The organism is Paenibacillus sp. FSL H7-0714, assembly GCF_038003765.1.
Taxonomy (GTDB): domain Bacteria; phylum Bacillota; class Bacilli; order Paenibacillales; family Paenibacillaceae; genus Paenibacillus_AQ.
In genome coordinates, this window is sequence record NZ_JBBOPT010000001.1 from 3,106,468 (window position 1) to 3,132,326 (window position 25,859).

The window sequence follows — 25,859 nt, forward strand, 5'->3', positions numbered from 1 at the left end:
GATAATACATATCTACAAATCTGTATATGTGAATATAAATGGAGGATTATTTTAAAAATGAAAAAGATTAACCCGTTGCTTATCATTATTCTGGCTTTAGGTGTATTTGGTATTATCACTACGGAAATGGGGATTATAGGTGTTCTACCGCAGATAACTCAAAAATTTAATATATCGACTTCACAGACTGGATGGCTTGTAAGTATATTTGCTTTAGTCGTTGCTATTTCTGGTCCATTTCTAACATTACTGGCTTCTGGTATTAATCGTAAAGTTATTCTATTAACGGCTGTACTTATTTTTGCAATTTCAAATGTTGTGTACGCTTATACAACAATGTTTGAAGTAATGCTGATTTTTCGTATTATCCCTGCTATTTTTCATCCTGTCTTTTTTTCAGTTGCTCTTGTGACCGCTGCTCAACTTGTCCCACCAGAAAAGAGTACTAAAGCAGTTACAAAGGTTTTCGCCGGAATCACAGTCGGGTTTGCTTTTGGTGTGCCTTTGACTTCTTATCTCGCGGACAAAATATCATTAGAAGTTGCTTTCCTGTTTGGTGCTGTTGTAAGTATAATTGCCTTTTTAGGGATACTCGCTTGGCTTCCTTCCATGCCTGTTAAAGAAAAAATGTCTTATGGCAAGCAGCTTGGTATACTACGCAAACCCCTATTGTGGTTAAATATTGTGACTGTTATTTTTATCTTTGCAGCTATGTTTTCTGTATATAGTTACTTCGCTGAGTATCTTGGTCAAGTAACACATATGAATGGATCATGGATTAGTATCATGTTGATGGCCTTTGGTACAGTCATGATTTTTGGAAACTTTTTATTTGGGGGTCTTTTGCATAAAAGTATTCCAAAGACCGTCATCATGTTTCCTCTGCTATATGCGGTAACTTACCTCTTCGTTTATTATCTAGGATCTTATTTCATTCCGATGGTTATTATCATAATCATTTGGGGGGCAGTGCATTCCGGCGGACTCATTGTCAGTCAAGCATGGTTAACGACCGAGGCGAAAGAAGCTCCCGAATTCGGTAACAGCTTGTTTATTTCATTCTCCAATCTTGGAATTACGATAGGGACTGCTATCGGTGGTTGGTTTATTTCTCATGCAGGAATACATCAGCTCATCTGGATCGGAATTATGTTTTCCCTGCTTGCTTTCTTATCGATCATAATCAAAATAAAAATTTCCAACTTAAACGTAGCAGAAGCTAAGCTGGGTGATTAACGGAGATTATGAATTTATTAAAACGGCGACAGCCATGTATCTTATTTTTCTGGTACATAGCTGTCGTTGTTTTCTATATTAAATATTACAAACTTGTGTTTTTTACTATTTTGATTTATTTTAATTAGACCCCATGAAGCTATTACATATGTATAAGAAAGAGGTTTAACCATGAGTAAAACGTATCTATTAAAAATCTGCTTAGCCATCACCCTCATACTCGGAACAGCTACCGCTTGCACTTTCGCCGAGCAGTCTACTCCAGATCAAGCTCCATCTCCATCTCCATCTATAACAACAAGTCCTAGCCCTACTGCAAAGAATACACAAGAGGATAACAGACGTTTATTAGATGCTAAGGTAACACGGGTAGTTGATGGTGACACCATGAAGCTGACTATCGACGGTAAAAAAGAGACAGTACGCTTGCTACTAGTCGATACCCCGGAATCCGTTAATCCGAACATTCCTGAGCCACAGCCATTTTCAATAGAAGCCTCTGATTATGCCAAAAAGATGCTTACCAATAAAGATGTGCAAATTGAACTAGATGTATCAGAACGAGATAAATATGGTCGTCTACTCTGTTATCTCTATATCGATGGCAAAATGTTTAATGAGCTTCTGCTAGAGCAGGGTTATGCACGTGTGGCATATGTATTTGCACCTAATACGAAATACGTAGATCAATTTAGAGCTATTCAGGATAAAGCAAGAGAGCAGGAAATCGGCATCTGGAGTATTGAAAATTACGCGCAAAACAATGGTTTTCATGTTCCAAAGCCAGCGGGTTATTAGATTTCATAGAAGATGAACATATGCAAGCAAAAATACACTAACTGATGGTTAGTGTATTTATAAGGAATTACAGAAGTGATTTTGAATTTAGGATGGTTTTGATATAAGCATGTATAAAAAAATACCCCGTCAACCGTAACTGGTCGACGGGGTATTTTTTTATTTAATTAATTTTGAAAGAACTTAAGTTCAGTGAAATGTTCATTATATTTTGCCTGCGTTATGCAGTACATTCAGGTAATATTCATAATGAGGATTGCCCAGTAAACAATATTCATCTGGAATACCCTTTAATATAATTAGATCATACAGAATTTTTTGAGACAAACCTTGCATAGTAAATGAAGAGATAGAGTTGTTATCTACACTTTCTAGTACAATATTGATTCGTCTTCCTTCTTTTATATTTTTCCACATAAGTTCACTTTCAGAATTTTCTGACGATCCTCTATTATCGTTAACCAAACTATTAAGATATAAGATCATTTCAGATAAATCCTGTTTCTCTTCCTGAGTATAAATTGAATAAAGTAACTTTGTGTCCATTATTTTATAGCACTTTGCAATGTGATCGTACTTAGCATCTGGATCTTTTTGTAGACTTTTAAAATCTTCTTTACTTAGTTCTATTGCATTGTAATTTTCTTGAAGTAACTGTCCTGCTTGGTCTAAAGTGTAATTTGATGGTAGACCAGATGCTTTGAAATTATTATCTAATTGTTTTAGCATGATATCTCCTTAAAAGAAAGTGGGTTTTTGGAATATTTTGATGTTTATTTGAACATTATCCCTCTTACCTAAAGGTTTAACAAGGCGGCGTTACCAATGTGCGTGATAGAATTCGACTGCTGCATGGCGATGAATACGGTGTGAAGATGACTAGTGAGTTAGGCGAGGGGCCACGGTTGAAAATTACGCTTCCGCTGAAGGAAATTGAGTGAAATAACAAAAATATGACAAAAATCCAAAAAAACTACAATATCCAAGCGATAGAATATTCATAGAGGCAATAAAATTACAAATCTGTACAAAAAAAGTTCTAACGATGGCAAAGACCGAGTGCTACGATATTATCAGATATTCTGGTAAGCGATTGCATTAAATGCGACGTGTCGGATATGCGCAAAAATCGCCGATGTGGAGCCCACTAACCAAGCATTTATGACTGATGCAGCGTTAAACCCAGGAATTGATTTCTGCTTTGACCAGATATATCAGTACTTATGCGATTTTCATGTTGCAAAAGTCGAGTCATACATTTAAAGGTGAGGTGCAGTAATGAATAAAATTGAATTTGAAAAAGCTCTTAATTCGACGCAAAACGCTAAATTGTGGGTTGATCTCTATGGTGAAGACATTGTAGAAAAAAATAAACAACGTTATGTAACAGCTATCGAAAAATTCACAAAAAGATTCCAACATGAGGATTTTGAAGTTTTTAGTGCTCCAGGTCGTGTAGAGATTGGGGGCAATCACACAGATCATAACGGTGGAAAAATACTCGCAGGCAGCATTAATCTTGATTGTATTGGTATTGCCACAAAAACAAAAAATAATTATGTATCTATTGTCAGTGAAAATTATCAGCTGGACTTCTCAATTAATATTGATGATCTGAATAGTGAGCATGAAGGAAGTACTATTGAATTGCTCAAAGGCCTTTTAGCTGGATTTAAAGAAACCGATAAAAACTTGGGTGGTTTCGATGTATATGTTACCAGCAATGTTCTTTCTGCCGCTGGCGTTAGCTCATCCGCTTCATTTGAAATGCTGATTTGTTCAATAATGGATCACTTTTTTAATGAAAACCGGTTGAGTAAAACTGAATATGCAATAGTCGGCAAATATGCCGAAAATCATTTCTGGAATAAAGATTCTGGTCTGTTAGATCAGATGGCTTGTGCAGTTGGTGGGATTATCAATATTGATTTTCAAAATGAAGATAATCCAACAATTAAGAATATAAATTTTGATTTTAATAAAGTTGGTTATGAAATTATTATTGTAAATACAGGTAAAGGCCATGCTGATCTAAGTGAAGAATACTCTTCTGTACCAAAAGAAATGAAACAAGTAGCTACTTATTTTGGAAAGAGCGTTCTTGCAGAGCTGAAGTTAGAGGATATCTTATCTAACCTTAAATCTCTGCGTAATCAAGTAAGCGATCGTGCTATTCTTCGGGCAATACATTTTTTCAATGAAAATACAGTAGTCGATAAACAGATAGAATCTCTGGAAAGTGGTAATTTCAATGAATTTTTAACTCTAGTATCAGCCTCTGGAGATTCCTCTTGGAAATTACTCCAAAATTGTTATTCAATGTCCAATATCACAGAGCAAGGTATACCTCTTGCGTTAGAACTTACCCAACAATTTATTTCAAAGATAGGAAAAGGTGCATCAAGGGTTCATGGCGGGGGGTTTGCCGGTGTTATTATGGCAATAATTCCAAAAGAAAACACAAAAGACTACATTGAATATATAGAGGCTAATTTCTTAGAAAATTCAACATATCCCATTACAATTCGTCCTTATGGAGCTGTGAAAATCACTGATTTAATGACAGTAGAAACTTACTAGTGAACATACTTAAATCAACAATGGATCGTAAAATTGCGATAGATGAAAATAAATCCGGAAGCTCCAACCTAGGCACTACGCCTGTGCCTAGGTTAATCGTTTCATTAGCTATACCAGCTATTGTAGCTCAAATTATTAATGCATTATATAACATTGTGGACCGGATATATATCGCTATGATACCTGGAGTAGGCGATATGGCTATGACAGGAGTAGGTGTTAGTTTCCCCATTATCATTCTCGTATCTGCATTTGCGCAATTAATAGGTTCTGGCGGTGCCCCTCTGGCATCAATAGAGCTTGGCAAAGGAAATAAAGATCGTGCTGAAGCTATTCTTGGAAGTAGTGCTGCATCTTTATTTATGATATCAATTCTCCTTACCATTGTTTTGCAAATAACTAAGAACCCGATACTCTTGCTCTTCGGTGCAAGTGAGATAACAATTGAATATGCTGACCAGTATCTATTTATTTATCTTCTAGGTACCTTATTCGTTCAATTTTCATTGGGTCTAAATAGTTTTATTGCTTCACAAGGGAAAATCAAAATAGCAATGTTATCTGTTTTAATTGGGGCAATCCTCAATATCATTTTAGACCCTATCTTTATATTTACACTAAATTTAGGTGTTAAGGGTGCGGCTCTTGCAACGTTAATTTCTCAAGCAGCTAGTGCTTTATGGATAGTTCGTTATCTTTTATCTCACAAAAGTGCTATTCGTTTGAAAAAGAAGTATATCAAGTTTGATAAAAAAGTGATTCTTCCCATTTTGGCACTAGGGGTTTCCCCTTTTATTATGCAACTAACTGAATGCCTTATTAATATCATTTTTAATTCAGGATTACAAAAATATGGAGGTGATTATTATGTAGGAGCAATGACGATTATTACAAGTGTTATGCAACTGATATATATCTTTTGCAACGGAATCACACAAGGAGTCCAACCTGTTATCAGTTATAATTTTGGAGCAAAAAATTATGTTAGGGTCAAAACAGCATATCGGTTAGGGTTTGCTTTGCATATCATTATTGGATCTTTAATTGTCGCTATTATAATGTTATTTCCAACTTTTTTCGCATCACTTTTTACAGATAATTTTGAAATGATAAATATTGTTACATATATGATGCCTATATTTGTTTGTGGGTGGGGGATTTTTGGCATTCAGTCAGGCGTTCAATGTACTCTTGTAGGACTCGGTCAAGCAAAAACATCCCTTTTTTTGGCCTGTTTGAGGAAGATCATACTTTTGATACCACTAGCAATAATACTACCTCGTTTTTTTGGTGTAATAGGCATATTTTTAGCAGAGCCTATATCTGATATCATTTCCGCAATTACAGCCGGTTTCATTTTTAAGAGAAAGATAAAACAAGTACTAGGTACTATATAATGGTCTGACTCGACTTTACTTGTTGTTCATTCAAACGAATCGATGTGTGAATATAAAAAGGAGTATAAGTGTATGTTAACCAACCCATTAGTTAGCATTGTTGTGGCTGTTTATAATATGCAAGACACATTAGACAAATGTATTCAATCCCTAATCTGCCAAACGTTAAAACAAATCGAGATCATTCTGGTTGATGACGGATCTATAGATTCTTCCGGAAAAATATGTGATAAATACGCAAGTGATGATACTCGTATACACGTTATTCATCAGAAAAATAGCGGATTGCCTATGTCTAGGATGGCAGGTTTGAATGAAGCGAAGGGTGAGTTTCTTAATTACATTGATGCTGATGACTGGTGCGAAGCAAATATGATGGAATTATTGTATAATGCGGCCTCAAAGCATAATGCGGATATCGTATTTTGTTCCGCCTATCGTCACCGAAATGATGGGATAGCCAGGATTTGCAATTTGCCAATTGATGAAGGTTTATATACAAAAAATGATATACATGATTGTTATATATTACCTTTATATGGAGACTTGAAGAAAGATAAGCTCATAACAACCGGCTATGTATGGTGTAGTTTTTTTAGAAAAAGTATACTTAGAAACATCAAATTTTATAAGGATATTTGCATGCATGAAGATGAAATTATCGTCATACAGGCGATATCCCGAGCTAAATCTATATATGTTATTGCCGATCCGTTATACAACTACAATCGGTTAGCTCCAAATTCGCTAAGCAAACGCACCATATACTGGGAAAATTACTGGGAAAATATTATTGATGTTTATGAAGCTAAAAGGGAGTTTGCCTCTAATTTTTTTACTAACGATAGCGAATATATGGATAGACTAACAACATATTTGTATCTCAAATTATTTAGATCCATTCGTAATGAAACACACTATACAAACCCAGCAGGAGTTTGGGGTGGGTTGAAAAATGTATACAAACTAAAATCGAAAAATTACTTATTTAAAAACAAAAAGTATATCGTGAAGAGCGAGTTCTCACCAGTTGAAAGGACATTAATCAGACTTACAAACTGCAGGCTCTATTTTTTAGTTTACATCTATTATCTTGTTAAATGTAATAGAATGCGGACTTATGTTGAAAAAACTAAGAATTGAAGGTTTGTTTTAAGTACTTTTCAGTTAAGGGGGAAGGTGGATGTGTGAGGGGAAACCAAGCAAGAAAACATAAATTTTTTTCAATGTGCGCTATTCTAGTTATGGTAACTTTAGCTGCTTCCTTTTTTATAACTCCCTCGACAAATGGAAAAGTGACTATAAATATCGGGTATCAAAGTATAACTGCTCAAACCTGGGGCGCACTAATTATAAAACACCAACATTTATTTGAAAAAAAATTAAAGGCCAGATACCCCTATATAGATTTTAATATACAATGGCATGACGAGGTTTCAGGCTCTGTTATTAATAACAACATGTTGGCTCATAAATATCAAATCGGATATATGGGTGACATGCCCAGCATTATAAATCTATATAATGGCTACTTACACGAAGAGTATAATTCCAGACTTCTCGCTATAGATGGAAAGGGGTTAAATGGAAAAAACCAAAGCATTCTTGTCAGTCAAGAATCAGGAATAAACGATATTCATGACTTGGCGGGTAGAACCATATCAGTACCGATAGCTTCAAGTACTCATAAAATGCTATTAGATATACTTGCGCAAAATGATTTGCTAGATAAAGTAGAGATCATCAATCAAGATATACCAACGGCTTACAATATGATCACAACAGGTAAAATTCAGGCATTGGCCGCATGGGAGCCATATCCATCTTATTTGATGCAAAATGACCAGATGATTAGATTGATGGATGGAGAAGTGACAGGAAATGATTATTTGGCAGGTATTATGATTGATGACGACTGGGCGAAAAAAAACAGTGAGTATACTTCAATATTTTTGGATAGTATCAAAGAATCACATGAGTTTTTAAGAAACAATCCTGATGAAAGCGTTAAAATCATCAGTCAAGAGAGCGGTTTTCCACCCGATGTCATCGCTAACGTTTTAAAAAATATTGACTGGGAGATGGAGATTACCTCTTCAAATAGAGATACGCTCAAAAAAAATTATGAATTTCTATATGAATTAGGATTCCTAAAAGATTTCCCGGTTGAAGCCTATTTAAATACCGTGAAGGGGAAAAATTGAAATGAATTATAGAAGTGAAAGAAATGTTAGCTTCTTAGTCAATTTATTTAGACTTTCGGCATCATTCGCAATTTTTCTTCTAATCATATCTGTCCTAAAAATCATTGATTGGAAGTTCCTTGTAACTTTTTCCTACATACCCAGTATTCAAGATATTATTCATGAATGCGTATCTGTTTTCTCTGATTTAGAGATTTACGGAAATATATTAATCACACTAGGAAGAGTATACTCCGGGTTTATCTGTGCTGTTATTTTAGCCATTCCTTTCGCGATATTGATTACCGAAAACCGACTTGTGCGGCATTATATCTATCCGGTTTTTGAATTTATCCGACCTATACCAAATGTTGCTTGGGTTCCAATATCAATTGTCCTTTTCCAGTCCATCAATTCAAGTATGCTTTTTATCACATTTATTGGAGCTTTCTTTCCGATACTTATCAATTCCGTTGAAGGATTAGGGAATATAAACGAAAACTACATCAAGATTGCAAAATCATTTCATGTTACCAGATGGGTCTATATTACTGAAGTTATGCTCCCTGCCACCTTTCCTAATATCTTTACAGGGTTATTACTTGGGATGAGTGGTTCTTGGTTAGGCGTAGTTGTAGCAGAGATGATCAGCGGTCAATCTGGCATCGGGTATCTTACATGGGTGAATTATACACTTGTAAATATGTCCGGTGTGGTAATGTGTATGTTTATTATCGGAGGGCTGGGAGCATTCTCTACATGGCTGCTCAGAAAAGTTAATTACTTTTCTATCCGGATGTGAGAGGTAATGACAATGTGTAATATCAGTAAAAACTGCGTAGAAATAAAAAACTTATCAAAAACGTTTATACGTCCTAATGGAGAAAAGGTCATTATTTGCGACAATTTAGATTTGTACATTGAGAAGGGGAAAGTTAGCAGTATTATTGGTAGCTCTGGTTGTGGGAAAACCACCCTACTAAACATGATTGCGGGTTTTGAAAATTATGATGGTGGAGAAATCAATCTTACCCCCAATTGTAAAATTGGTATTTTGTTCCAGGATAATGTTCTTTTCCCATGGAAAACAATCATGCAGAATATATTATTTGCATGTAAGAATTATTTTGATGATCCAAAAGCTGTAATTCGGGAATACCTTGCAAAAGTAGGACTTAGTGAGGTGGAGAATTGTTATCCAAATGAATTATCTGGCGGGATGAACCAACGTATCGCCTTGTTAAGGATACTATTAACTAGCCCTGATTTGATCATACTGGATGAAGCATTCGGAGCTTTAGACTACCAAAATAGACATGAAATGCAAAATTTATTTTTAGAACTGCATAAGGAACGCAAATTCACTGCATTGGTTGTAACTCATGACATGCTTGAAGCGATCACATTAGGCGACAATATTTTTATTTTTTATGATCAACCGCTTAAATTTAATATCATCCCAAATAGTGTTAAGTCAGATGGCAACTATTCATCAATTATAAACCAAGTTGAATCCATATTCTCTCGTAAAAAAAATCACTAGCCTTACATTACTTCCGTATCTGCCACAACAGATGTTCGGGCGCTTCGTTTGAAGTTATCTCAATTTTCAGAGATATAGAGCTTTAGAGTTTATGCAATATTAGTGACCAAACTAAGTAATAACAAGGAGGATTAAATCATGAGAGAAAGCTATGCCATCACAGTTTCATTAGGATCCGGTAAGAAAATTAAGTTTGATAATCTATCATTTGGTAAACCATACGATTTTGACAATGAATATTTGAACATGAACATAGGAACTAATGATGAGAATGATATAGTGGTTTCAACAAAAGATACCTTAGACTGGATTAAGAAAATACGTTATCGTTTTACTCTTGAGATGCGCAACTATTCCAAAGTTATAGCACCTGACAGTGGTCGATGGTTCCTTCGTTATATGAGCTTAATCGATTTTTGGAGAAATAGCCGCGAATTCACTTCAAATATAGGAGACATAAAAATTCCACTTTTTATGTTTTTGAATAATGATGGAAGTGTGGGAAATGCAGTAGGCGTGATCGGACATAATATTGAAACCCAATTTAAAATCATAGAACCCGAATCTAACCGGGCTCTCAATGTGCATACAGGGAATATAATACTTGACATTGTAAGAGGAAATGAAACATATCCCATTAAATCCTCTGTTTATAGCGAAAAGGTATTTCATTATACTTCTTATGCTGGAGAAAGCAAACCTTGGTTACTTGTTCAACGCGACTTTGCCGATCAGCAACGTCAAAAGTATACGATTAAAGTGCAATATCTGGAGAAGGCGCTGGAACCTATGTGGTGTTCATGGGTCGATTGGGACAGCAAGGATATTAATACAGAAATGCTTTTATCAAACATAAAATCAGGTGTAGAACTCGGTATAAATAATTTTATTATTGATGACGGATGGTATGGTAATGGGTTGGATAGTGACTATTCTATTGATATGGACATTGGTGATTGGGAACCCGATTCGCAAAAAATACCAGATATGAATCTATTAGTTGCTAGAGCCCATGATATTGGAGCCAGACTTATTATTTGGTGTGCACCTCACGCGGTAGCTCTTAAATCAAAAGCATATCAGGAAAACAAAAATTATCTTATTGCCGATGCTAATGGAGTGCCTTATCTTAATGATCCGCAATATTACTCCTATTGCTTTCAAAGCCCGGAAGGCCGTGAAATTATGGCTGAGATTTGTTTGAAGCTGATGGATAAATGGGGTTTTGATGGTGCGAAGTATGATTTATTTAATTGGGTACCCGATATTGAATGTCAAAACCCCAATCACAATCATGATACTTACTCGATGATTCAAGGACTGGAAAAAACTTTTGCGCGCATTGAAGAAAAAACCAAAGCTAAAAATCCGGACTATATTGTTGAGTTAAAACAAAATTACGGAACACTTTTTAATATGAGGTATGGCAATCTTATGAGGGCAGGGGATGCACCATTTGATTTAGAAACTAATTATCAAAGAACCCTTCATATCCAGTCATACACCCCCTTTGCATTAAATGATTATCAATCCTTTACAGTCAATGACACAAAAGAAGATGTTGCTTGTACGATTATAAAGATGTTTGCGGCCGGCGTTCCTGCATATGGAGTGAATTTCTCTAAGTTGTCTGAAGAAATGAAAAAAGTGATAAAGTACTATAATTCTTTTTACAAAGAAAATTTGGAGACATTCAAAAACTTTCGTATTCCATTAAATCCCGCCAATAGCTCAATGCTTGTGGAAGGAGCCGAAAAGAATTTTGTTTTTCTTCACCCGTCTAATAATATTGTAGATATCGTTGGAAAAGATGTCGTAGTATTCAATGGTAGTTACCGTGATACTATTATTATTAATAATACAGTTCCTAATTACAATGTTATAGTTAAGGACTGTTTTGGGGATAAAGTATATAGAAATACAGTTATTAATCAACTTGAAAAATTCAATGTACCTATCGGAGGCAGTATCACGATTGAACACTAATCAAAAACCCATTATTAACATGTGTGAACTTGTATTTTTTTACTCATCTGACGATGAGGATATAGCACAATTGTAGAAATGTGCCTCATCAGTGATTATACTGACGAGGCATTTTAATTAGATATTTTATATAACAAATTCAACCCATCCTGGTGGAAGTGATTGGAAGTCGACCTTTTGCGTACATATAACAGATATAAAGCAGAACCTTAACTTATGGGTAGTGACTATATCTTGGAACTAAGAAAACTAGTAGGCACTAGGCTGCTTATTATGGCAGCAGCCTGTGTTGTGTTGTGTAGTGAGCAGCAAGTGATGGCGACACCTGATTTCTTCTATAGATGGATATTTAGTAATCCAATTACAAAAATACTATTCCACGGAACCTTTCGAAAAATGGGCTTTCATAAGGTCAAATGGTGTAACTATGAGGGAATGGACGGTCGTTCGTTAAAAACTAGAAAGAAATATTTAGAAAAAAGAGAAACGGTTTTCTGCACTTTAATTTCCAGAATTGATGAAAGTCGAAGCTACTATCTTACGCCAAGTGTCACCTTTCCCAGGGAACCATAATACGATGAAATATGAACCATGACATTAGCCCGGAAAGGTGTGCGATTATGAACGGAACAATCCTCAATTTCTTTGCTGGCGGGAATACGGCTCACGGCTTTTACAGCCTCTATGAGTCGTCATTGCAAAGTTTAACGCGTCTATATGTTTTAAAAGGAGGCCCAGGTACGGGGCAGACCAAACTGATTAGAGAAATTGGAGAGCAGTTGAATCAACAAGGTTATGAGATCTGGTTCATCCACACTGCATCAGATAACGATTCATTCGACGGTGTAATTATTCCCAAATTAAATATAGGAATTGTGGATGGAACAGCTCCGCGTGTAATAAACCCTGAACTGCCTGAAGAGTCCATCGTATTCGTAGATTTGGAGCAGGCCGCTGATCAGTTCCAGTTGTGCCAGCAGAAGTTGGAAATCGATAATTTAGTTGGAGCCATTAAACAAGAACATGAATTGGCTTATGCTGGCTTTGCTGAAGCTCTTCGCATTCATGACGAATGGGAAGCAATTTATATCGCGAAAATGGATTTTCAAGCAGCCGACGAGCTGACACAGGAGTATATTAAGCTTCTGTACGGTGATCAGAATTCTGAAAAATCCAGCCGGGTAGATCATCGTTTTTTAGGTGCGGCGACGCCTAAGGGGGCAGTGGATTTTGTTCCTAATCTAACCTCAGGCCTAAAAAGATATCTGGTTAAAGGACGTGCGGGCTCCGGAAAATCTACACTGTTGAAGAAAATAGCGGCTGAAGGCATCAAACGTGGTTTCGATGTTGAAATTTACCACTGTGGCTTCGACCCAAATAGCCTTGATATGATTATTGTGCGTGAGCTTGGATTTGCTATTTTTGATAGTACGGCTCCACATGAGTACTACCCAGATCGGGCAACCGACGAGATCGTCGATATGTATTCCCGCTGTATACTGCCTGGTACAGATGAAGAATATTCCGAAGCTATAGCCGGCATTAAAGAGCGATATTCGAGTACCATGAAGCAATCCACACAACATCTTACAGACGCAAAAGTATTCCTAGTTGCATTAAAGCAAATCTATACTTCTACCCTGAATTTTGATCGAGTAGACCAGATTAAATCGCAGATTTTAGAGGAAATCAACGAGATTTTTGAAAGTCCACTGGAGGTTTAAACCTACATTTAAGATCGCTCTCTAGAGGGCGGTCTTTTTTTGTGAGAAAGAAATTGGTATGGTACATACGCACCAATGTGGTTATTTCCACTGGAACTGTATCCAAGTATGCTCTCTCTAGTAACAACGATAAGGGAGAGAAACTTATGAATGATCAAAAAGTAATGTTTAGAACAGGGCTAAAAGATTCTATCGCAATTGTTGCAGGATTTATCCCAGCTTGCTTTACGTTTGGATTGGTCGGTAAGGGGTTAGGTCTAGGAAGTCTGGAAGTATTCTTATTGTCAGCGCTCGTATTTGCGGGGGCTAGTCAATTTATCGGGGTAAAAATGCTTGCCGCAGGAGCAGCCGCTCCAGTAATTTTACTGCTTACCCTGATCATTAACTTAAGATATTTGTTTATCAGCTTATCCTTTGGAGGGCAGTTAAATCGTAACATCAGTGTACTAGCGAGAACTTGGATTGGCTTCAGTTTAACAGAAGAGGTATATGCCGTTAGTATGATCCCTCGAGAAGAAGTAAATCGTAAAACGGAGGATGGAAAAATGAACCAGCCCTTAGGACTTCCTTATCTGCTAGGCCTACAAATCCCTCCCTATGTCGCTAACCTGATAGCAACAGCTTCGGGGATCACCCTTGCCTCCTATATCTCAGCTTTATATTTACCGGCGCTAAACACGTCATTATATGCCTTACTAATTGCACTTGTTGTACCTCAATTGAAAGGCAGCTTACGGAATATGGCTATATGTATATCAGCTGCAGGATCATCTTGGCTACTGAACCCTTTGCTGGGAAACTCTTCGATTCTTATAGCTATGTTGATCGGCATGGCAGTGGGCTCCTTAATTAAAGGGCAAGTCAAAGCGGAGAAGGGGGTATCCGTATGACTATATTAATCATCATAGGTATGGCTGTTATTACATTTTTATTTCGTTTTGTGCCTTTACTGCTTACGAACCATACGAATGGTTCTTCCAAAGTCCAAGCGCTGCTGGAGTATTTGCCTATAGCGGTTCTTAGTGCGTTAACGGTACCTGGAATCATTCAGGTAGACCCAGATGTTAATCTTGTGGGTATCGCATCAGGGACTGTCGCTGTTATACTGGTATTAATTAGAAAAATTCCGCTGCTCTTCGTGATTCTAGGCTCTGTTTCCGCAGCAATACTCGTAAAAATGCTAACCCTATATTTTTAAATCAAAAGTCGGAACAGAAGGGGAGGACCTCTTATGAAGCATGATTTGCTGATCACACTCGATAAAGAACGACAGATACCATTTAGCCGTCAAATTTACGAGCAAGTTCGAAATGCTATCCATTCAGGAGCTTTAAGCGGGGGGGACCCCCTGCCTCCGTCTAGAACTTTGGCCAATCAGCTTGGAGTATCCAGAAGCGTGGTCCTTCAATCCTATGAGCTACTACAGGCAGAAGGGTATCTGGAGATGAGAAAAGGGGCGGGAACGTTTATTGCGGAGTTGACGTTGGAGGAGAAAGTTACAAAAGATTATGAGAGCCCTTACAATTTTATAACGAAGGGACCTGATATCCTTACGCTTAATCCTCCTGCTACTAGAGAAGTTGATCATTTGAACCCGGTATTTTGCGATTTTCGACATGGTGTACCTGCTTGGGACGCGTTTCCTATGGATCAATGGCAAAAAGCTCTTATGAATGCTTGCCGCCGCGCTTCACCGGATACTTTAGGCTATGGCCCTGCGGAGGGTTCACTGGGACTACGCCGAGAAATTGCTCGTTTATTACGTTCCACGCGGTCTATGCCCGTTGTTCCAGAACAAATCGTGATTACTTCTGGAGCTACGCAAGCTCTTGATATTTTATCGAGGATTTTCTTATTTAAAGGTGATCAAGTCATTGTTGAAGATCCATCACATAGCGTTGTGCGTGAAATATTTTCTTTTGCTGGGGTAGAGGTCATACCTGTTAAAGTAGATCAAGATGGCATCTGTGTGGAAGAGATCCAAACAAACAGTGATAACGATAAAGAAGGTAATCTTAAAAAATCGCCAAAGCTAGTCTATGTTACGCCTTCTCACCAGTTCCCTTTTGGGACGATACTGTCCTTGAAACGAAGAGTTCAGCTGTTGGATTGGGCGAAAGCTAATCATGCTTTTATTATTGAAGACGATTATGACAGTGAATATAGGTACGAGGGTCCGAAATTATCCGCGCTTGCTGGTCTTGATGTTGAGGGTCGAGTCATTTATGTAGGCAGCTTTAGTAAAGTATTATTTCCTTCTCTGCGGATAGGTTATGTTGTGTTGCCTCCGGCTTTGCTTCAACCTTTTTTAGCTGTTAAATGGATTACAGATCGCATGTCTTCTGCTTTGGATCAGGAAGCATTAGCTGAATTTATTCAGAATGGTCACTATGCAAGGCATGTTACACAGATGGGTAAGCTGTATGCCTCTCGTAGAGCCTGTCTCGTAAACAGCTTGAATACTGAATTTGGGAGTCGTGTGCGATATTATGGCGAGGAAGCGGGGCTGCACTTACTGATTGAGCTGGAGTCGGATGCCGAAGAGAATCGTATAGCTGAAGTGGCGCTCCGTTACGGAGTTCGTGTATATCCTGCATCTTCTTATTTTCTGGAGAGTAAACCTAAGGGACCTGTGTTTCTACTAGGCTATTCTAATCTTACTGAGAATCAGATTAAGATGGGTGTGAACAGATTGATGTTAGCCGAAGTAGAAGCGACAGTTAGTAGTAGTCATTTGTAATAGAAATGTTGGTACTTTATCATATAACTTGTATGTTCCCTCTATTGTTTCAGCCTTCAGACATTCATAATGAAAGGTGAAGTTATGTCTAATTCTGGAGGTTCTTATGAAACGCTACATTATAGGAATTGATCTCGGTGGAACGAATATCAAAGCAGGATAGTAAGCTTAAAGAAGCAGAGTAGCTAAAAATAGTTGTTAATTTAGTATGAACTGGAACCAGATGGAGCCGCCCGGAATACAACAATAATAAAATCCGTGGAGGTGCTCATATGTTTGCAATCATGCAATTAATAGGTGGGGTGATCCTGTCTTTGGGATGGATTCCTCAAATTATTCAAATCCTTAAATCAAAATCCGTAGCCGATTTAAATTTGAAGTCGTATTTACTTATGCTGCTCGGGATTAGTCTAATGGAAGCATACGCGATAAGTTTGGCGGTTACGGGAGTAGGTATAGCTTTTTTGATTACGAATACGATGTCCTTATGTGTTGTGTTGCTGGTTATTATTCTAGTGCTTAAATATCGAGCAAGATCATGATTGAAGTTAAGAAGGTAGGAAACGGAATGACGTACAGTTATCGAAAAGCCGCATCTACGGATTATGCCGCAATATGACAAGAACAAGATTTGTACTGGCTATGAAATATTATTGTTTCACCCGATTATAGAGGTAAGGGAGCCGTGGAGTATTTGATTCGTACCATGCTTGCTGCTGCTAAAGAGGACTTACAGCTTCAAGAGTTACATCTAGTTTGTCATAATGTGAATACTAAAGGGATGTTATTATACTCCAGGTTAGGGTTTAAGCCGTATGAAATTGTCAAAAGAACAAGTCCTCATGAAACATTCATCGCCGGAATCTTTATGAAAATAGAGCTAACTTAGGTTAGTAAATGTGGAGGTACATTTGAGCGAAAAATATTTTACATACGAAATCGATGCAGTAACTTTTCAATTGCAAGAGCCTTGTGATTTTGCTTGGTTATCTAAACTTGGCAGGGTGTTCAAAGTGTTCGATCAGCAGGACTCGGGAAATCTTTCTTTTGGTGTGGAGAAGGAGGGTCAGAAGTATTTTGTGAAATTTGCTGGTGCAAAGCCTTTGACTTACGATGGGAACTCCTCGGATGCTATTGATAATTTGATTAAAGCTATTCCGTTGTATAATATGCTTGAATCTGAAACACTGATCTCTCTGGTGTCACATTTTGAAGTTGGAGAAGGATATGCAGCGGTGTTTGAATGGTTTGAAGGTGAATGTTTACATTCGCATTGGCTGTTTGCGGGAGAAGCTAAGTTGAGCCATCTGGAATCGCCTTTTTACCGCTATAAGCAACTATCTATTGAAAAACGTTTAGCGTCCTTAGACGTAATCTTTGCATTTCATGAACATGTTGAGTTGCAGGGCTATGTCGCTGTCGATTTTTACGATGGAAGTATTCTTTATAATTTCGCGAACGATGAAACAAGGATTTGTGATATTGATTTTTATAGAGCTAAGCCAACTGTAAATGACCTGGGAGAGAACTTCTGGGGCTCATCGAGATTCAAGTCACCGGAAGAGTTTATCTTGGGTGCACCGATTGATGAAGTTACCAATGTATTCAATATGGGCGCAACAGCATTTGTTCTTTTAGGAGGAGCCTCCGACCGGTCGTTTGCAAAATGGGAAGCAAGCCAAGCGCACTACGATATTGCTTTACGGGCGGTTAGCCTGGAGCGTGAACACCGGTATCAGAGTGTGGCGGAATTTAAATTAGCTTGGGATAGAGCAGGAATTGTTTGAGGTTTGTGGGAAATGAGAACTGCTTAAGCTGTAAGATAAGAATGATAGCCCTGCTATTGTCACATGATATGATTTATAAATAGAACAAGCAGGAGGGATTTCATTGAAAAGAGACATTCAGCATGTTCCCTACGGCTATGAGCCACCGGTTGAACAACGTAAAGGGACGTTAGTGTTTTACGATTCTTTTGAACATATAACAGATCAGGAGCTTGTAATCGCGGCAAAAACGGCCACCGATCGGCGTTTCACTAAGCTAGTGCTATATCCGCTTCATGAAGAAACGGTGAGACGGATGACCAAAGAGCCGGTGAGCGCTTATTATAAGCGTGAGGACCGGCTGCATGAATGGAAGAGGGAGCAAGGACTTAGCTTCATCACGGTAGAGAGTTTGGAGGGAAAGCGAAAGAAATATACTCCGCTTGATTCCGCGCTTCGGCATCTTGCAGAAATCTATCCTTCGCCGATTTTTCTGTATCTAACACCTGAGGTGGCGAATCAGTTTGCGTCTTACTCCTCTTTTGAAGAATGGATTGTAAAGATCCGCTTATTGTTACCATCTGCACCTTCATCACTTCATCCAAGGCTACTAAAATTTCGCCATCGCTGGGATGTTGTTGGAGAAGAGAAAGATTAAGATTTAATGTGTGCTGCTCTGTTTACGTCTGTAATTGTACATTCTCCACTGATAATGGATAAAACATCCGATGCAAAAACCAAGTATCGCAACAGTGGCTGCCACTGCAACTAGCGCTGTGAAAATATAAGCAGCAATCGTCCACCCCGCGATGAAGCTGATCAGACCACCTGTGAGACAGAAGACAGCAATCGTTTGATTGAACTGTTGCTGTGACCAGTCTTCGAGTACATAGTGCGAACGTTCTTTTGTCAGAAACTTAGCAGCCAGTTTAATAATGGGATTATAGCCGAACAAGAGTCCGAGCAATCCGGCAAACAAGGGCAGCGCAAGAATCCAGTGCTGTCCTGTTAGCCATGTCAATATTACAGAAATGACGATAAACGCCTGATTAGTCTTTACTAATGGTCGTGGAATTCCTTTGGGCACGTCTTGCATTTTATTCACATCTTTCTTATTGGAATAATTATAGTATACGCTGAGGTTGAGGGAATGGGAAGTAGATTACTTTGAATTTAAGTAATTTATATGTTGACATATCTCTTAAAAATATGGTTTTATTATGTAGACCAATTGTTATAATGCAAAGGAAGTGTCAGCTTGTCGAACAAGCCGAATACGCGTGAGGCGATTCTGGACACCGCTTCGAAATTATTTTTTTCTCAGGGATATCATGCAACAGGACTAAATCAGATTATTAAAGACAGCGATTCACCGAAGGGATCTCTTTATTATTACTTCCCCCACGGTAAAGAAGAACTGGCTTTAACATGCATTAACCGGACTAGTCTAACAGTCGCTCAGAAACTGAACTGTCATATGGAGAGCAGCAATAGTGCAGCTGAAGCAATGGAGGATTTTATTCTAGGCATGGCTATGGATGCAGTGGAATCTTCATTTGAGGGGATTGTTCCATTTAGTTTTTGGTTAGCGGCGGAGACCTCTTGTATTAGTGAGGAGCTGCGGACTGCATGCAAATCTGTGTTTATGGACTTGCAGGGTGTGATCAAGAAACGCCTTCTGGAAGAAGGTGTGGAGAGCAACACTGCAGCCGATAAGGCTTCAGTAATAGTCTCATTATTTGAAGGAGCACTTCTTCAGACGCTGACTTTACGGGATGAACAGCCGCTTCTCGCGGCGGCGAAGATTATCCCAGCAATACTTGGTTAGAGATAGACAATAGATAAGAACATCAGGGGGATTAAGAGTGGAAGCAACTATGCAAGGAAAGCAACAAAAGGAAGTAAAGAAGTTTAAAACCATTCCGATTCTAGTCTCTTTACTACTTGCAGGATTTATCGGAATGTTCAGTGAAACCGCACTGAATGTAGCTTTAAGTGATCTTATGAATGTCCTTCAAATTACTCCAGCAACAGCACAATGGTTGACGACGGCTTATCTGCTTACACTGGGAATTCTAGTACCGATTTCGGGTATGCTGCTTCAGTGGTTCTCGACTAGACAGTTGTTTGTTGCTGCTTTATGTTTTTCAATACTTGGAACGTTTTTAGCTGCAGTATCACCTAGTTTTGAGTTCTTATTAACAGCGCGTGTGGTACAAGCAATGGGTACAGCGCTTCTTTTACCACTTATGTTCAATACGATCCTTATTATCATTGCTCCTGAAAAACGTGGTGCCGCGATGGGGATGATAGGATTGGTTATTATGGTAGCACCAGCGATCGGTCCTACTATTGCCGGTCTTCTAATTGAAAGCCTTAGCTGGCACTGGATCTTCTGGCTGTCACTGCCATTCCTGGTGATCGCATTGATATTCGGGATCCTCTTCATGCAGAATGTAACGAAGGTTACGAAGCCGAAGATCGACATCCTCTCCATAGTGTTATCATCAATCGGGTTTGGTGGAATCGTGTTTGGTTTCAGTAGCGCCGGTGAAGAAGCTGGTTGGGGAAGTCCAAAAGTAATCATTGCTATCGTAGTAGGTGTGGTATCACTCTTATTGTTTGGTTTGCGCCAAATGAAGATGAAGCAGCCTATGATTAATCTGCGAGCTTTTAAATATCCAATGTTCTCTATTGGTGTGGCTATGGTATTTATTTGTATGATGGTTATCCTGTCATCCATGTTGATTCTTCCAATGTATCTTCAACAGGGTCAAGGGTATACAGCGTTCAAGGCAGGCTTGCTGCTACTTCCAGGGGGGATTATTAACGGATTAATGTCCCCAATCATGGGTCGTCTGTTCGACAAATACGGTCCCAAATGGCTCGTTATTCCGGGTCTAATTATTGCAGCTACTGCTTTGTGGTTCTTCTCCAGTATTACTGTTGCTTCTACGGTTGTATTCGTAATCGTACTTCACAGTACGCTTATGATTGGTGTGTCGATGGTATTTATGCCTGCACAAACCAACGGAATTAACCAGCTGCCGTTAGAATTATATCCAGATGGTACAGCGATCATGAATACTTTGCAGCAGGTTGCTGGTGCGATCGGTACTGCATTAGCTGTCAGCATTATGTCCGCAGGTTCTAAGAGTTATTTGAAGACTGTGGCCGATCCTGCCGATCCAGCTAATATGTTGCCTGCATTCACGCAAGGTGTACAAAATGCATTTATTTTCGGAATGAGTATGGCGATTGTAGGTCTAATTCTTGCGTTCTTCGTGAAAAGAGTAGTCGTTAATCATAAAATGAATACACCAATGCATTAATCATTAAGCTTGTAAAATCCCCTTACGGTAGATAGTGGAGAAGGTTCATGTACATATGAACATACCACTGTTAATCGGAGGGGATTTTTTTAATCATAACAAGAAAGAGGGACCTCTCCCCGGTAGAATACCGAGAAGCGTCCGCCACCTAACTTCTTTTTAAAAAAAATGCTGGGCTATATTAGTCAGATACTCTGCATCATCTGTATTTTCTTTCATATGAATGAGCATTTTTGCATCTTCTCCAACAATGTACCGGAATTGACTTGTCCCATCTGTGGCGGCTTGATATATTGTTTCCGCAACAATTTCTGGAGGCGAAGCATAGGTGGGCTGTTTTTCCATCTCACCCAATTTACCTAAAAAAGCAGTAGTAAAGGGTTTATAATCCGTTAATGCATCATTAAAAAAGAACTCCATCGATCTTCCACCAAAGTCCGTCTGAATAGCACCTGGTTCAATTAACTTAACTTTAATGTTCTGTGATGCTAATTCATAAGATACGGATTCAGAAAAACCTTCTACGGCGAATTTAGTGGAATGATACAGAGACATCGTAGGAAAGGTTACTTTCCCTCCCATAGAAGAGATATTGATCAGTAAACCATCTTGATTAGATCTAAAATGTGGCAATATGGCTTTAGTCATACTGATAAGACCAAACACGTTCACTTCAAACTGTCTTCTGATCTGCTCATCTGTAGCTACTTCTATAAGACCCATTGTTCCATAACCAGCATTATTGAGAAGAACGTCAATTTTACCGAACCGCTTAATCGCTTCCGCTAAGGCAGGTTGAATTGTGTCTGATTTCTCAACATCAAGCTGTAAAACCAATACATTATCAAGTGTAATAAGTTCACTTTCTTGTTCAGGGGAACGCATCGTAGCTACGACGTTCCATCCTCTTTCAGCAAAATGCTTTGCTGTAGTTCTCCCAATGCCAGACGAAGCACCCGTTATAAAAATTGTTTTCATTAACAATTCCTCCTAAAAGTTTTCTGAGCGTTACATCTTCACTTGGTACGTACAAAACTTACTTCGTAAGCACTAACTGCTCCATGTTTGACAACCCTTCGGCAATGATTTTGAGCTTTGCTTTATATTCTTCAATGCCAATTTGGATACAGATGATCTGTGCTGGATGCATTGTATCTTTATAAAGTGAATACTGCTCAAGTAATTGATCTAACTTATGTTGTGATTCCTCCTGTACTTGCTTCAACCAAAGAATCACCTTGTCATACCCAACAAATTCACCAAAATATAGCCTCATCATAAAATCAGATTTCTTAATACTGTCAGCCTCTAGTGGGGCAAGTAAATAGGCGTTAAAACTATCTCTTCCTTTATCTGTGATATTTAAAAGATTCTTATTAGGCTTACCTTCCTGCTGCACATTTTCCTTAGTTATCAAACCCTCCTTTTCCATTCGAGCAAGTGTGGGATAAATCGTTCCATAACTGGAACTATAGAAATTAGAGAATATATTCTCCAATAACTGTTTTATTTCGTAACCAGTCTTCGATTCTTTCATAAGCATGCCTAAAATAACATCCTGACTGTTCAAAATAGAACCTCCTTTGTAGTTTAGAAATATTTGTATATCACGCTTATAATATATCGGTTAGATATATATTGTGTCAATATATATTGAATAAATATATCTGTTTTATTTTTTTTAGGATATTCATTTGTCAAAATCATTGTGTCTAATCCTGATAAATAAGGTGAGGAACATAAAACTCCAGATTGCTAATGTAGTTTTTTACGTACTAAAACTGTGGGAACTTTACATACATAGATTTACGATGTATAGTTGTCCTAGGTATACAAGAATAAAAAATATTCGTGATATTCAGATATATTAGTCACTGGAGTTATTTAGAGATCAGGAGGTGTAGACCATTGAAAGTAAGTAAAGAAATGCTGAAAGGCAGTACGGGTACGTTGATTCTGACTCTTTTATTGGAGAAACCATTATATGGTTATGAGCTGATCAAAGAGCTGGAGCTGAGATCAGAGGGTGTTTTTTCTTTGAAAGAAGGAACCTTGTATCCGATTCTGCATGCAATGGAAAGCGAACGTTGGGTGGAAGCCTATTGGATGGAGGTAGACGGAAGAAAGCGTAAGTACTATAGATTATTGGATGACGGTAAAGAGAAGCTCAAGGAGAAAAGGGCAGAATGGATTATGTTCAAAGGTGCAGTTGATTCTGTTCTGGGAGAGGGGGGTGTATGATGAAAGAGAGGCAGCAGCAATTTTTGGACGAAGTATGTGCAGAGATTAAAGCGAAAAAAACTCATCCAGAGATACGCCAAGAATTAGCTAGTCATCTAGAAGATTTGATCTGTGAAAAAGAAGCGACCGGCATGCCCCGGGATGAAGCAATAGCTTGGGCAATCGCACAAATGGGGAACCCGCAAACGTTAGGGAAGGAACTTCACCAAATACATAAACCACGAGTTCCTTGGGGATTGTTTGGAGTTATTGCTTTGTTGTCCGCGATTAGTTTAATCGGAATGGGCTCAGTGGATGCTGGCTATAGTGATATTGTTAAAGGTGCTTTTTTAGATAATGCGCTTAGACGGCAGTCCATAAATATACTCATTGGGATTGTATTGATGTTTGGATTGTACTTCATTGATTTCAGAAGATTAAAGGGACTTTCATGGGTATTATATGGATTTTCTATAACAGGAATTTTAACAAGTATGTTCTGGGGAGTAACAGTTAATGGAATTAATTATGGTCCTCTTATATTTAACATTTTACCTGACATGACATCCTATCGTCCTTTTATGCTGATTGTCGCGCTAGTAGGGATTCTAGTAAATAGTAGGGAAGCAGCTATCAAGAAAACTTGGCGAAGTGGGCTGTTCGAAGTAGGTATTTTGTTACTCCCCGCTTTGTTGCTTATCTCTTTAAACGCTCTTCCAGAGTTAGTGTTGTATCTTGTCTCCTCACTAGTACTGTATTTATGGATTATTCGCGATTGGTTAAAGAGCGTCGTGTTGTTAGGGTTCTTTTTAATAGCTGGACTACTTTTTATTATAAATAGTGAATACTTACTGGCTAGATTCATAAATGCTATAAATCCATCTTTAGATCCAGAAGGTTATGGATATATTTATCAAGTCATGCGTGAAGTGATTAGCTCAGCTGGTTGGTGGGGTCACGGATTCGGATCAGTAGAACAAAAGCTGCCGTATGTCTACTCCGATATGTTGCCAGTCTATCTTATCCATTGCTTTGGTTGGGCGGGTGGATTGCTTCTGGTAGCTGTTATAACCTGGCTTTTCATTAAGCTTCTTTCAACGATACGAGCGATTCGTGAACCTTACGGACAGGCACTTGTTGTTGGCTTAGCATTTTTTCTTGCCATAAGATTTGCCTATGGTCTTGCTGTTTTGAGTGGGGGAATGATGCTGACCTCAATTCCTTTTCCTTTCCTCAGCTATGGGAGTCATGTGTGGTTTGAATATGCTGCGATTGGACTTTTGATGGGCATTTATCGTAGGAAGGATATTGAAGGCGTCCAAGATAATACTGTGCTGGATTAGATTCAGGATCTTCCCGTATGTCTAAATATTAAGTACAATTACATATATGGCAAAAGGGAGGTCATCTATTGAACTGGAAAAAATCCGGCTTGTTAAGTATTGCTATAGCCCTTGGTTCAGTGACAGGATTCAGTACTTTGGGTATAGAGCCAGTATCTGCCGCAACGGCAACGGAATCTGCAGGCGTTTATAATCAATTCCAGCAGTATGTACAGAAGTCGACATCTCTTGCTAACGCACGTAATTATTTAATTAACCATATCAAAGAAGTGGATACCTGGGCAGCGACTCAGATGACACTTCAGCTCGAGAATGCACAGAAGGCACATTTATCTGTATACTCAGAAAAGGTTTTTCCGGACAAGATGCAGAAAGAGATAAACAGTGCTTTTTCCAAAAGCAAAAATCTAACCTATACCTCACTCTTTAATACGATCAAAGATGCCAACGTACGCAAAGTGTTAATTGAAGGCCGGGATAAGGGATATAAGCTGGAGACCAGTGAGGGCATGTACTATCCGGTGATGCATTATGAGGGATTTAAGATCTTTAAGCCGTATATTACGAAGGACATCGCAGCATATATTGACATCATGGCCACCGAATCTAATCAACCGAGTGTATCTGATGCAGCGATAGTAATCAGTTGGACCGAGTTAACGAATAGAGCGCTTGCAATAGAGGATTTTGTGACGAAATATCCTGCTTCTAACCGTTCAACCGCTCTTCAGAAAGAACTTCTCATTGCAACGTCCCGCTTATTGTATGGAACAAGTAATACACCTGCATATGACTATGATGAGCAAGTTATCAAACCAGAAGTAAAAAAGGCGTATGAGAATGCACTGAAAAATAGCAAAGTTGATACTAGAATTCTTTCGATTTTAGAAAAGCTACTACAATTACTTAATTCTACGAATAATAAATTCACTCCTGTAATAGAAAAATTTCTAGTTGAAACCGTAAACTCGTAATTATTAGAGTATGTAAAGACAACATCTGAGAAGAGGC

General features: G+C 38.3%; 27 protein-coding genes. 23 read left to right on the top strand and 4 right to left on the bottom strand.

The window, feature by feature from the left end:
- Positions 1-57: 57 nt before the first annotated feature.
- Complete coding sequence (locus tag NST34_RS13850; RefSeq protein ID WP_341128013.1) at positions 58-1,236, top strand: MFS transporter; 1,179 nt, start codon at positions 58-60, stop codon at positions 1,234-1,236.
- Positions 1,237-1,407: 171 nt separating this feature from the next.
- Positions 1,408-2,034, top strand: coding sequence for a thermonuclease family protein (locus NST34_RS13855; RefSeq protein ID WP_341128014.1), 627 nt, complete (start codon positions 1,408-1,410; stop codon positions 2,032-2,034).
- Positions 2,035-2,238: 204 nt separating this feature from the next.
- Here the strand turns inward: NST34_RS13855 and NST34_RS13860 are convergent, their stop codons facing one another.
- Positions 2,239-2,763, bottom strand: coding sequence for a hypothetical protein (locus NST34_RS13860; protein WP_341128015.1), 525 nt, complete (start codon positions 2,761-2,763; stop codon positions 2,239-2,241).
- Between the two features lie 549 nt (positions 2,764-3,312).
- Between NST34_RS13860 and NST34_RS13865 the strand changes: the two genes are divergently transcribed.
- The 16 genes from NST34_RS13865 (at position 3,313) to NST34_RS13940 (ending at position 18,611) form a co-directional block, all read left to right on the top strand.
- Complete coding sequence (locus NST34_RS13865; protein ID WP_341128016.1) at positions 3,313-4,614, top strand: galactokinase; 1,302 nt, start codon at positions 3,313-3,315, stop codon at positions 4,612-4,614.
- A gap of 20 nt (positions 4,615-4,634) precedes the next feature.
- Positions 4,635-6,011: an MATE family efflux transporter gene (locus tag NST34_RS13870; RefSeq protein ID WP_341128017.1), complete on the top strand. Its 1,377-nt coding sequence runs from the start codon at positions 4,635-4,637 to the stop codon at positions 6,009-6,011.
- A 72-nt stretch (positions 6,012-6,083) separates the two neighbouring features.
- A complete protein-coding gene (locus tag NST34_RS13875; RefSeq protein WP_341128018.1) occupies positions 6,084-7,154 on the top strand; it encodes a glycosyltransferase family 2 protein in 1,071 nt (356 codons plus the stop codon).
- A gap of 44 nt (positions 7,155-7,198) precedes the next feature.
- Positions 7,199-8,215 carry an ABC transporter substrate-binding protein gene (locus tag NST34_RS13880; protein ID WP_341128019.1) on the top strand — a complete coding sequence of 339 codons (1,017 nt, stop codon included), beginning with the start codon at positions 7,199-7,201 and terminating at the stop codon, positions 8,213-8,215.
- A 1-nt stretch (position 8,216) separates the two neighbouring features.
- Entirely contained in the window at positions 8,217-8,996 is a 780-nt protein-coding gene (locus tag NST34_RS13885; protein ID WP_341128020.1) for an ABC transporter permease, read from the top strand.
- Positions 8,997-9,008: 12 nt separating this feature from the next.
- The gene (locus tag NST34_RS13890; RefSeq protein WP_341128021.1) at positions 9,009-9,737 is read left to right on the top strand and encodes an ABC transporter ATP-binding protein; all 729 of its coding nucleotides are present in this window, start codon (positions 9,009-9,011) and stop codon (positions 9,735-9,737) included.
- A 138-nt stretch (positions 9,738-9,875) separates the two neighbouring features.
- Complete coding sequence (locus tag NST34_RS13895; protein ID WP_341128022.1) at positions 9,876-11,723, top strand: alpha-galactosidase; 1,848 nt, start codon at positions 9,876-9,878, stop codon at positions 11,721-11,723.
- A 273-nt stretch (positions 11,724-11,996) separates the two neighbouring features.
- The gene (locus NST34_RS13900) at positions 11,997-12,296 is read left to right on the top strand and encodes a hypothetical protein (protein WP_341128023.1); all 300 of its coding nucleotides are present in this window, start codon (positions 11,997-11,999) and stop codon (positions 12,294-12,296) included.
- A gap of 47 nt (positions 12,297-12,343) precedes the next feature.
- A complete protein-coding gene (locus tag NST34_RS13905; RefSeq protein WP_341128024.1) occupies positions 12,344-13,447 on the top strand; it encodes a PRK06851 family protein in 1,104 nt (367 codons plus the stop codon).
- 41 nt (positions 13,448-13,488) lie between these two features.
- Positions 13,489-14,337: an AzlC family ABC transporter permease gene (locus tag NST34_RS13910; RefSeq protein WP_341128025.1), complete on the top strand. Its 849-nt coding sequence runs from the start codon at positions 13,489-13,491 to the stop codon at positions 14,335-14,337.
- Positions 14,334-14,645 (top strand): AzlD domain-containing protein, encoded by a 312-nt coding sequence (locus tag NST34_RS13915; RefSeq protein WP_042187788.1) that lies wholly within the window; start codon positions 14,334-14,336, stop codon positions 14,643-14,645. Before NST34_RS13910 ends, NST34_RS13915 begins: the two co-directional genes overlap by 4 nt.
- A 33-nt stretch (positions 14,646-14,678) precedes the next feature.
- Positions 14,679-16,187: a MocR-like pyridoxine biosynthesis transcription factor PdxR gene (gene pdxR / locus NST34_RS13920; protein WP_341128026.1), complete on the top strand. Its 1,509-nt coding sequence runs from the start codon at positions 14,679-14,681 to the stop codon at positions 16,185-16,187.
- Between the two features lie 272 nt (positions 16,188-16,459).
- Positions 16,460-16,729: a PQ-loop domain-containing transporter gene (locus tag NST34_RS13925; RefSeq protein WP_341128027.1), complete on the top strand. Its 270-nt coding sequence runs from the start codon at positions 16,460-16,462 to the stop codon at positions 16,727-16,729.
- A gap of 110 nt (positions 16,730-16,839) precedes the next feature.
- Positions 16,840-17,076, top strand: a complete 237-nt coding sequence (locus NST34_RS13930; protein WP_341129541.1) for a GNAT family N-acetyltransferase — start codon at positions 16,840-16,842, stop codon at positions 17,074-17,076.
- A 22-nt stretch (positions 17,077-17,098) separates the two neighbouring features.
- Positions 17,099-17,974 carry a serine/threonine protein kinase gene (locus NST34_RS13935; protein WP_341128028.1) on the top strand — a complete coding sequence of 292 codons (876 nt, stop codon included), beginning with the start codon at positions 17,099-17,101 and terminating at the stop codon, positions 17,972-17,974.
- A gap of 103 nt (positions 17,975-18,077) precedes the next feature.
- Positions 18,078-18,611 carry a hypothetical protein gene (locus NST34_RS13940; RefSeq protein ID WP_042187799.1) on the top strand — a complete coding sequence of 178 codons (534 nt, stop codon included), beginning with the start codon at positions 18,078-18,080 and terminating at the stop codon, positions 18,609-18,611.
- Between the two features lie 3 nt (positions 18,612-18,614).
- Here NST34_RS13940 and NST34_RS13945 read toward each other — a convergent pair whose 3' ends face one another.
- Positions 18,615-19,049: a DUF4395 domain-containing protein gene (locus tag NST34_RS13945; RefSeq protein WP_076298904.1), complete on the bottom strand. Its 435-nt coding sequence runs from the start codon at positions 19,047-19,049 to the stop codon at positions 18,615-18,617.
- Between the two features lie 162 nt (positions 19,050-19,211).
- Here NST34_RS13945 and NST34_RS13950 point away from each other — a divergent pair, with 162 nt between their 5' ends.
- Both NST34_RS13950 and NST34_RS13955 read left to right on the top strand, forming a co-directional pair.
- Positions 19,212-19,781, top strand: a complete 570-nt coding sequence (locus NST34_RS13950) for a TetR/AcrR family transcriptional regulator (RefSeq protein ID WP_341128029.1) — start codon at positions 19,212-19,214, stop codon at positions 19,779-19,781.
- Between the two features lie 49 nt (positions 19,782-19,830).
- Positions 19,831-21,285, top strand: a complete 1,455-nt coding sequence (locus NST34_RS13955; RefSeq protein ID WP_042193817.1) for a DHA2 family efflux MFS transporter permease subunit — start codon at positions 19,831-19,833, stop codon at positions 21,283-21,285.
- Positions 21,286-21,444: 159 nt separating this feature from the next.
- Here NST34_RS13955 and NST34_RS13960 read toward each other — a convergent pair whose 3' ends face one another.
- Complete coding sequence (locus NST34_RS13960) at positions 21,445-22,263, bottom strand: SDR family oxidoreductase (RefSeq protein ID WP_341128030.1); 819 nt, start codon at positions 22,261-22,263, stop codon at positions 21,445-21,447.
- A gap of 58 nt (positions 22,264-22,321) precedes the next feature.
- Entirely contained in the window at positions 22,322-22,855 is a 534-nt protein-coding gene (locus tag NST34_RS13965; protein ID WP_081393228.1) for a PadR family transcriptional regulator, read from the bottom strand.
- Between the two features lie 338 nt (positions 22,856-23,193).
- On the opposite strand from NST34_RS13965, the gene NST34_RS13970 reads away from it, so the two are divergent.
- The 3 genes from NST34_RS13970 to NST34_RS13980 all read left to right on the top strand — a co-directional run bounded on the left by NST34_RS13970 (position 23,194) and on the right by NST34_RS13980 (position 25,822).
- Positions 23,194-23,526 carry a PadR family transcriptional regulator gene (locus NST34_RS13970; protein WP_076286393.1) on the top strand — a complete coding sequence of 111 codons (333 nt, stop codon included), beginning with the start codon at positions 23,194-23,196 and terminating at the stop codon, positions 23,524-23,526.
- The gene (locus NST34_RS13975; RefSeq protein WP_081393227.1) at positions 23,523-24,848 is read left to right on the top strand and encodes an FtsW/RodA/SpoVE family cell cycle protein; all 1,326 of its coding nucleotides are present in this window, start codon (positions 23,523-23,525) and stop codon (positions 24,846-24,848) included. The genes NST34_RS13970 and NST34_RS13975 overlap by 4 nt, the downstream gene beginning before the upstream one ends.
- A gap of 68 nt (positions 24,849-24,916) precedes the next feature.
- Entirely contained in the window at positions 24,917-25,822 is a 906-nt protein-coding gene (locus tag NST34_RS13980; RefSeq protein WP_341128031.1) for a hypothetical protein, read from the top strand.
- The last annotated feature ends 37 nt before the right edge of the window (positions 25,823-25,859 follow it).

Bases quoted from the DNA above. Each gene is read 5' to 3' on its own strand.
- NST34_RS13850 (WP_341128013.1), top strand. From the start codon at position 58: ATGAAAAAGATTAACCCGTTGCTTATCATTATTCTGGCTTTAGGTGTA.
- NST34_RS13855 (WP_341128014.1), top strand. From the start codon at position 1,408: ATGAGTAAAACGTATCTATTAAAAATCTGCTTAGCCATCACCCTCATA.
- NST34_RS13860 (WP_341128015.1), bottom strand. From the start codon at position 2,763: ATGCTAAAACAATTAGATAATAATTTCAAAGCATCTGGTCTACCATCA.
- NST34_RS13865 (WP_341128016.1), top strand. From the start codon at position 3,313: ATGAATAAAATTGAATTTGAAAAAGCTCTTAATTCGACGCAAAACGCT.
- NST34_RS13870 (WP_341128017.1), top strand. From the start codon at position 4,635: ATGGATCGTAAAATTGCGATAGATGAAAATAAATCCGGAAGCTCCAAC.
- NST34_RS13875 (WP_341128018.1), top strand. From the start codon at position 6,084: ATGTTAACCAACCCATTAGTTAGCATTGTTGTGGCTGTTTATAATATG.
- NST34_RS13885 (WP_341128020.1), top strand. From the start codon at position 8,217: ATGAATTATAGAAGTGAAAGAAATGTTAGCTTCTTAGTCAATTTATTT.
- NST34_RS13890 (WP_341128021.1), top strand. From the start codon at position 9,009: ATGTGTAATATCAGTAAAAACTGCGTAGAAATAAAAAACTTATCAAAA.
- NST34_RS13895 (WP_341128022.1), top strand. From the start codon at position 9,876: ATGAGAGAAAGCTATGCCATCACAGTTTCATTAGGATCCGGTAAGAAA.
- NST34_RS13900 (WP_341128023.1), top strand. From the start codon at position 11,997: ATGGCAGCAGCCTGTGTTGTGTTGTGTAGTGAGCAGCAAGTGATGGCG.
- NST34_RS13905 (WP_341128024.1), top strand. From the start codon at position 12,344: ATGAACGGAACAATCCTCAATTTCTTTGCTGGCGGGAATACGGCTCAC.
- NST34_RS13915 (WP_042187788.1), top strand. From the start codon at position 14,334: ATGACTATATTAATCATCATAGGTATGGCTGTTATTACATTTTTATTT.
- pdxR (WP_341128026.1), top strand. From the start codon at position 14,679: ATGAAGCATGATTTGCTGATCACACTCGATAAAGAACGACAGATACCA.
- NST34_RS13925 (WP_341128027.1), top strand. From the start codon at position 16,460: ATGTTTGCAATCATGCAATTAATAGGTGGGGTGATCCTGTCTTTGGGA.
- NST34_RS13945 (WP_076298904.1), bottom strand. From the start codon at position 19,049: ATGCAAGACGTGCCCAAAGGAATTCCACGACCATTAGTAAAGACTAAT.
- NST34_RS13955 (WP_042193817.1), top strand. From the start codon at position 19,831: ATGCAAGGAAAGCAACAAAAGGAAGTAAAGAAGTTTAAAACCATTCCG.
- NST34_RS13960 (WP_341128030.1), bottom strand. From the start codon at position 22,263: ATGAAAACAATTTTTATAACGGGTGCTTCGTCTGGCATTGGGAGAACT.
- NST34_RS13975 (WP_081393227.1), top strand. From the start codon at position 23,523: ATGATGAAAGAGAGGCAGCAGCAATTTTTGGACGAAGTATGTGCAGAG.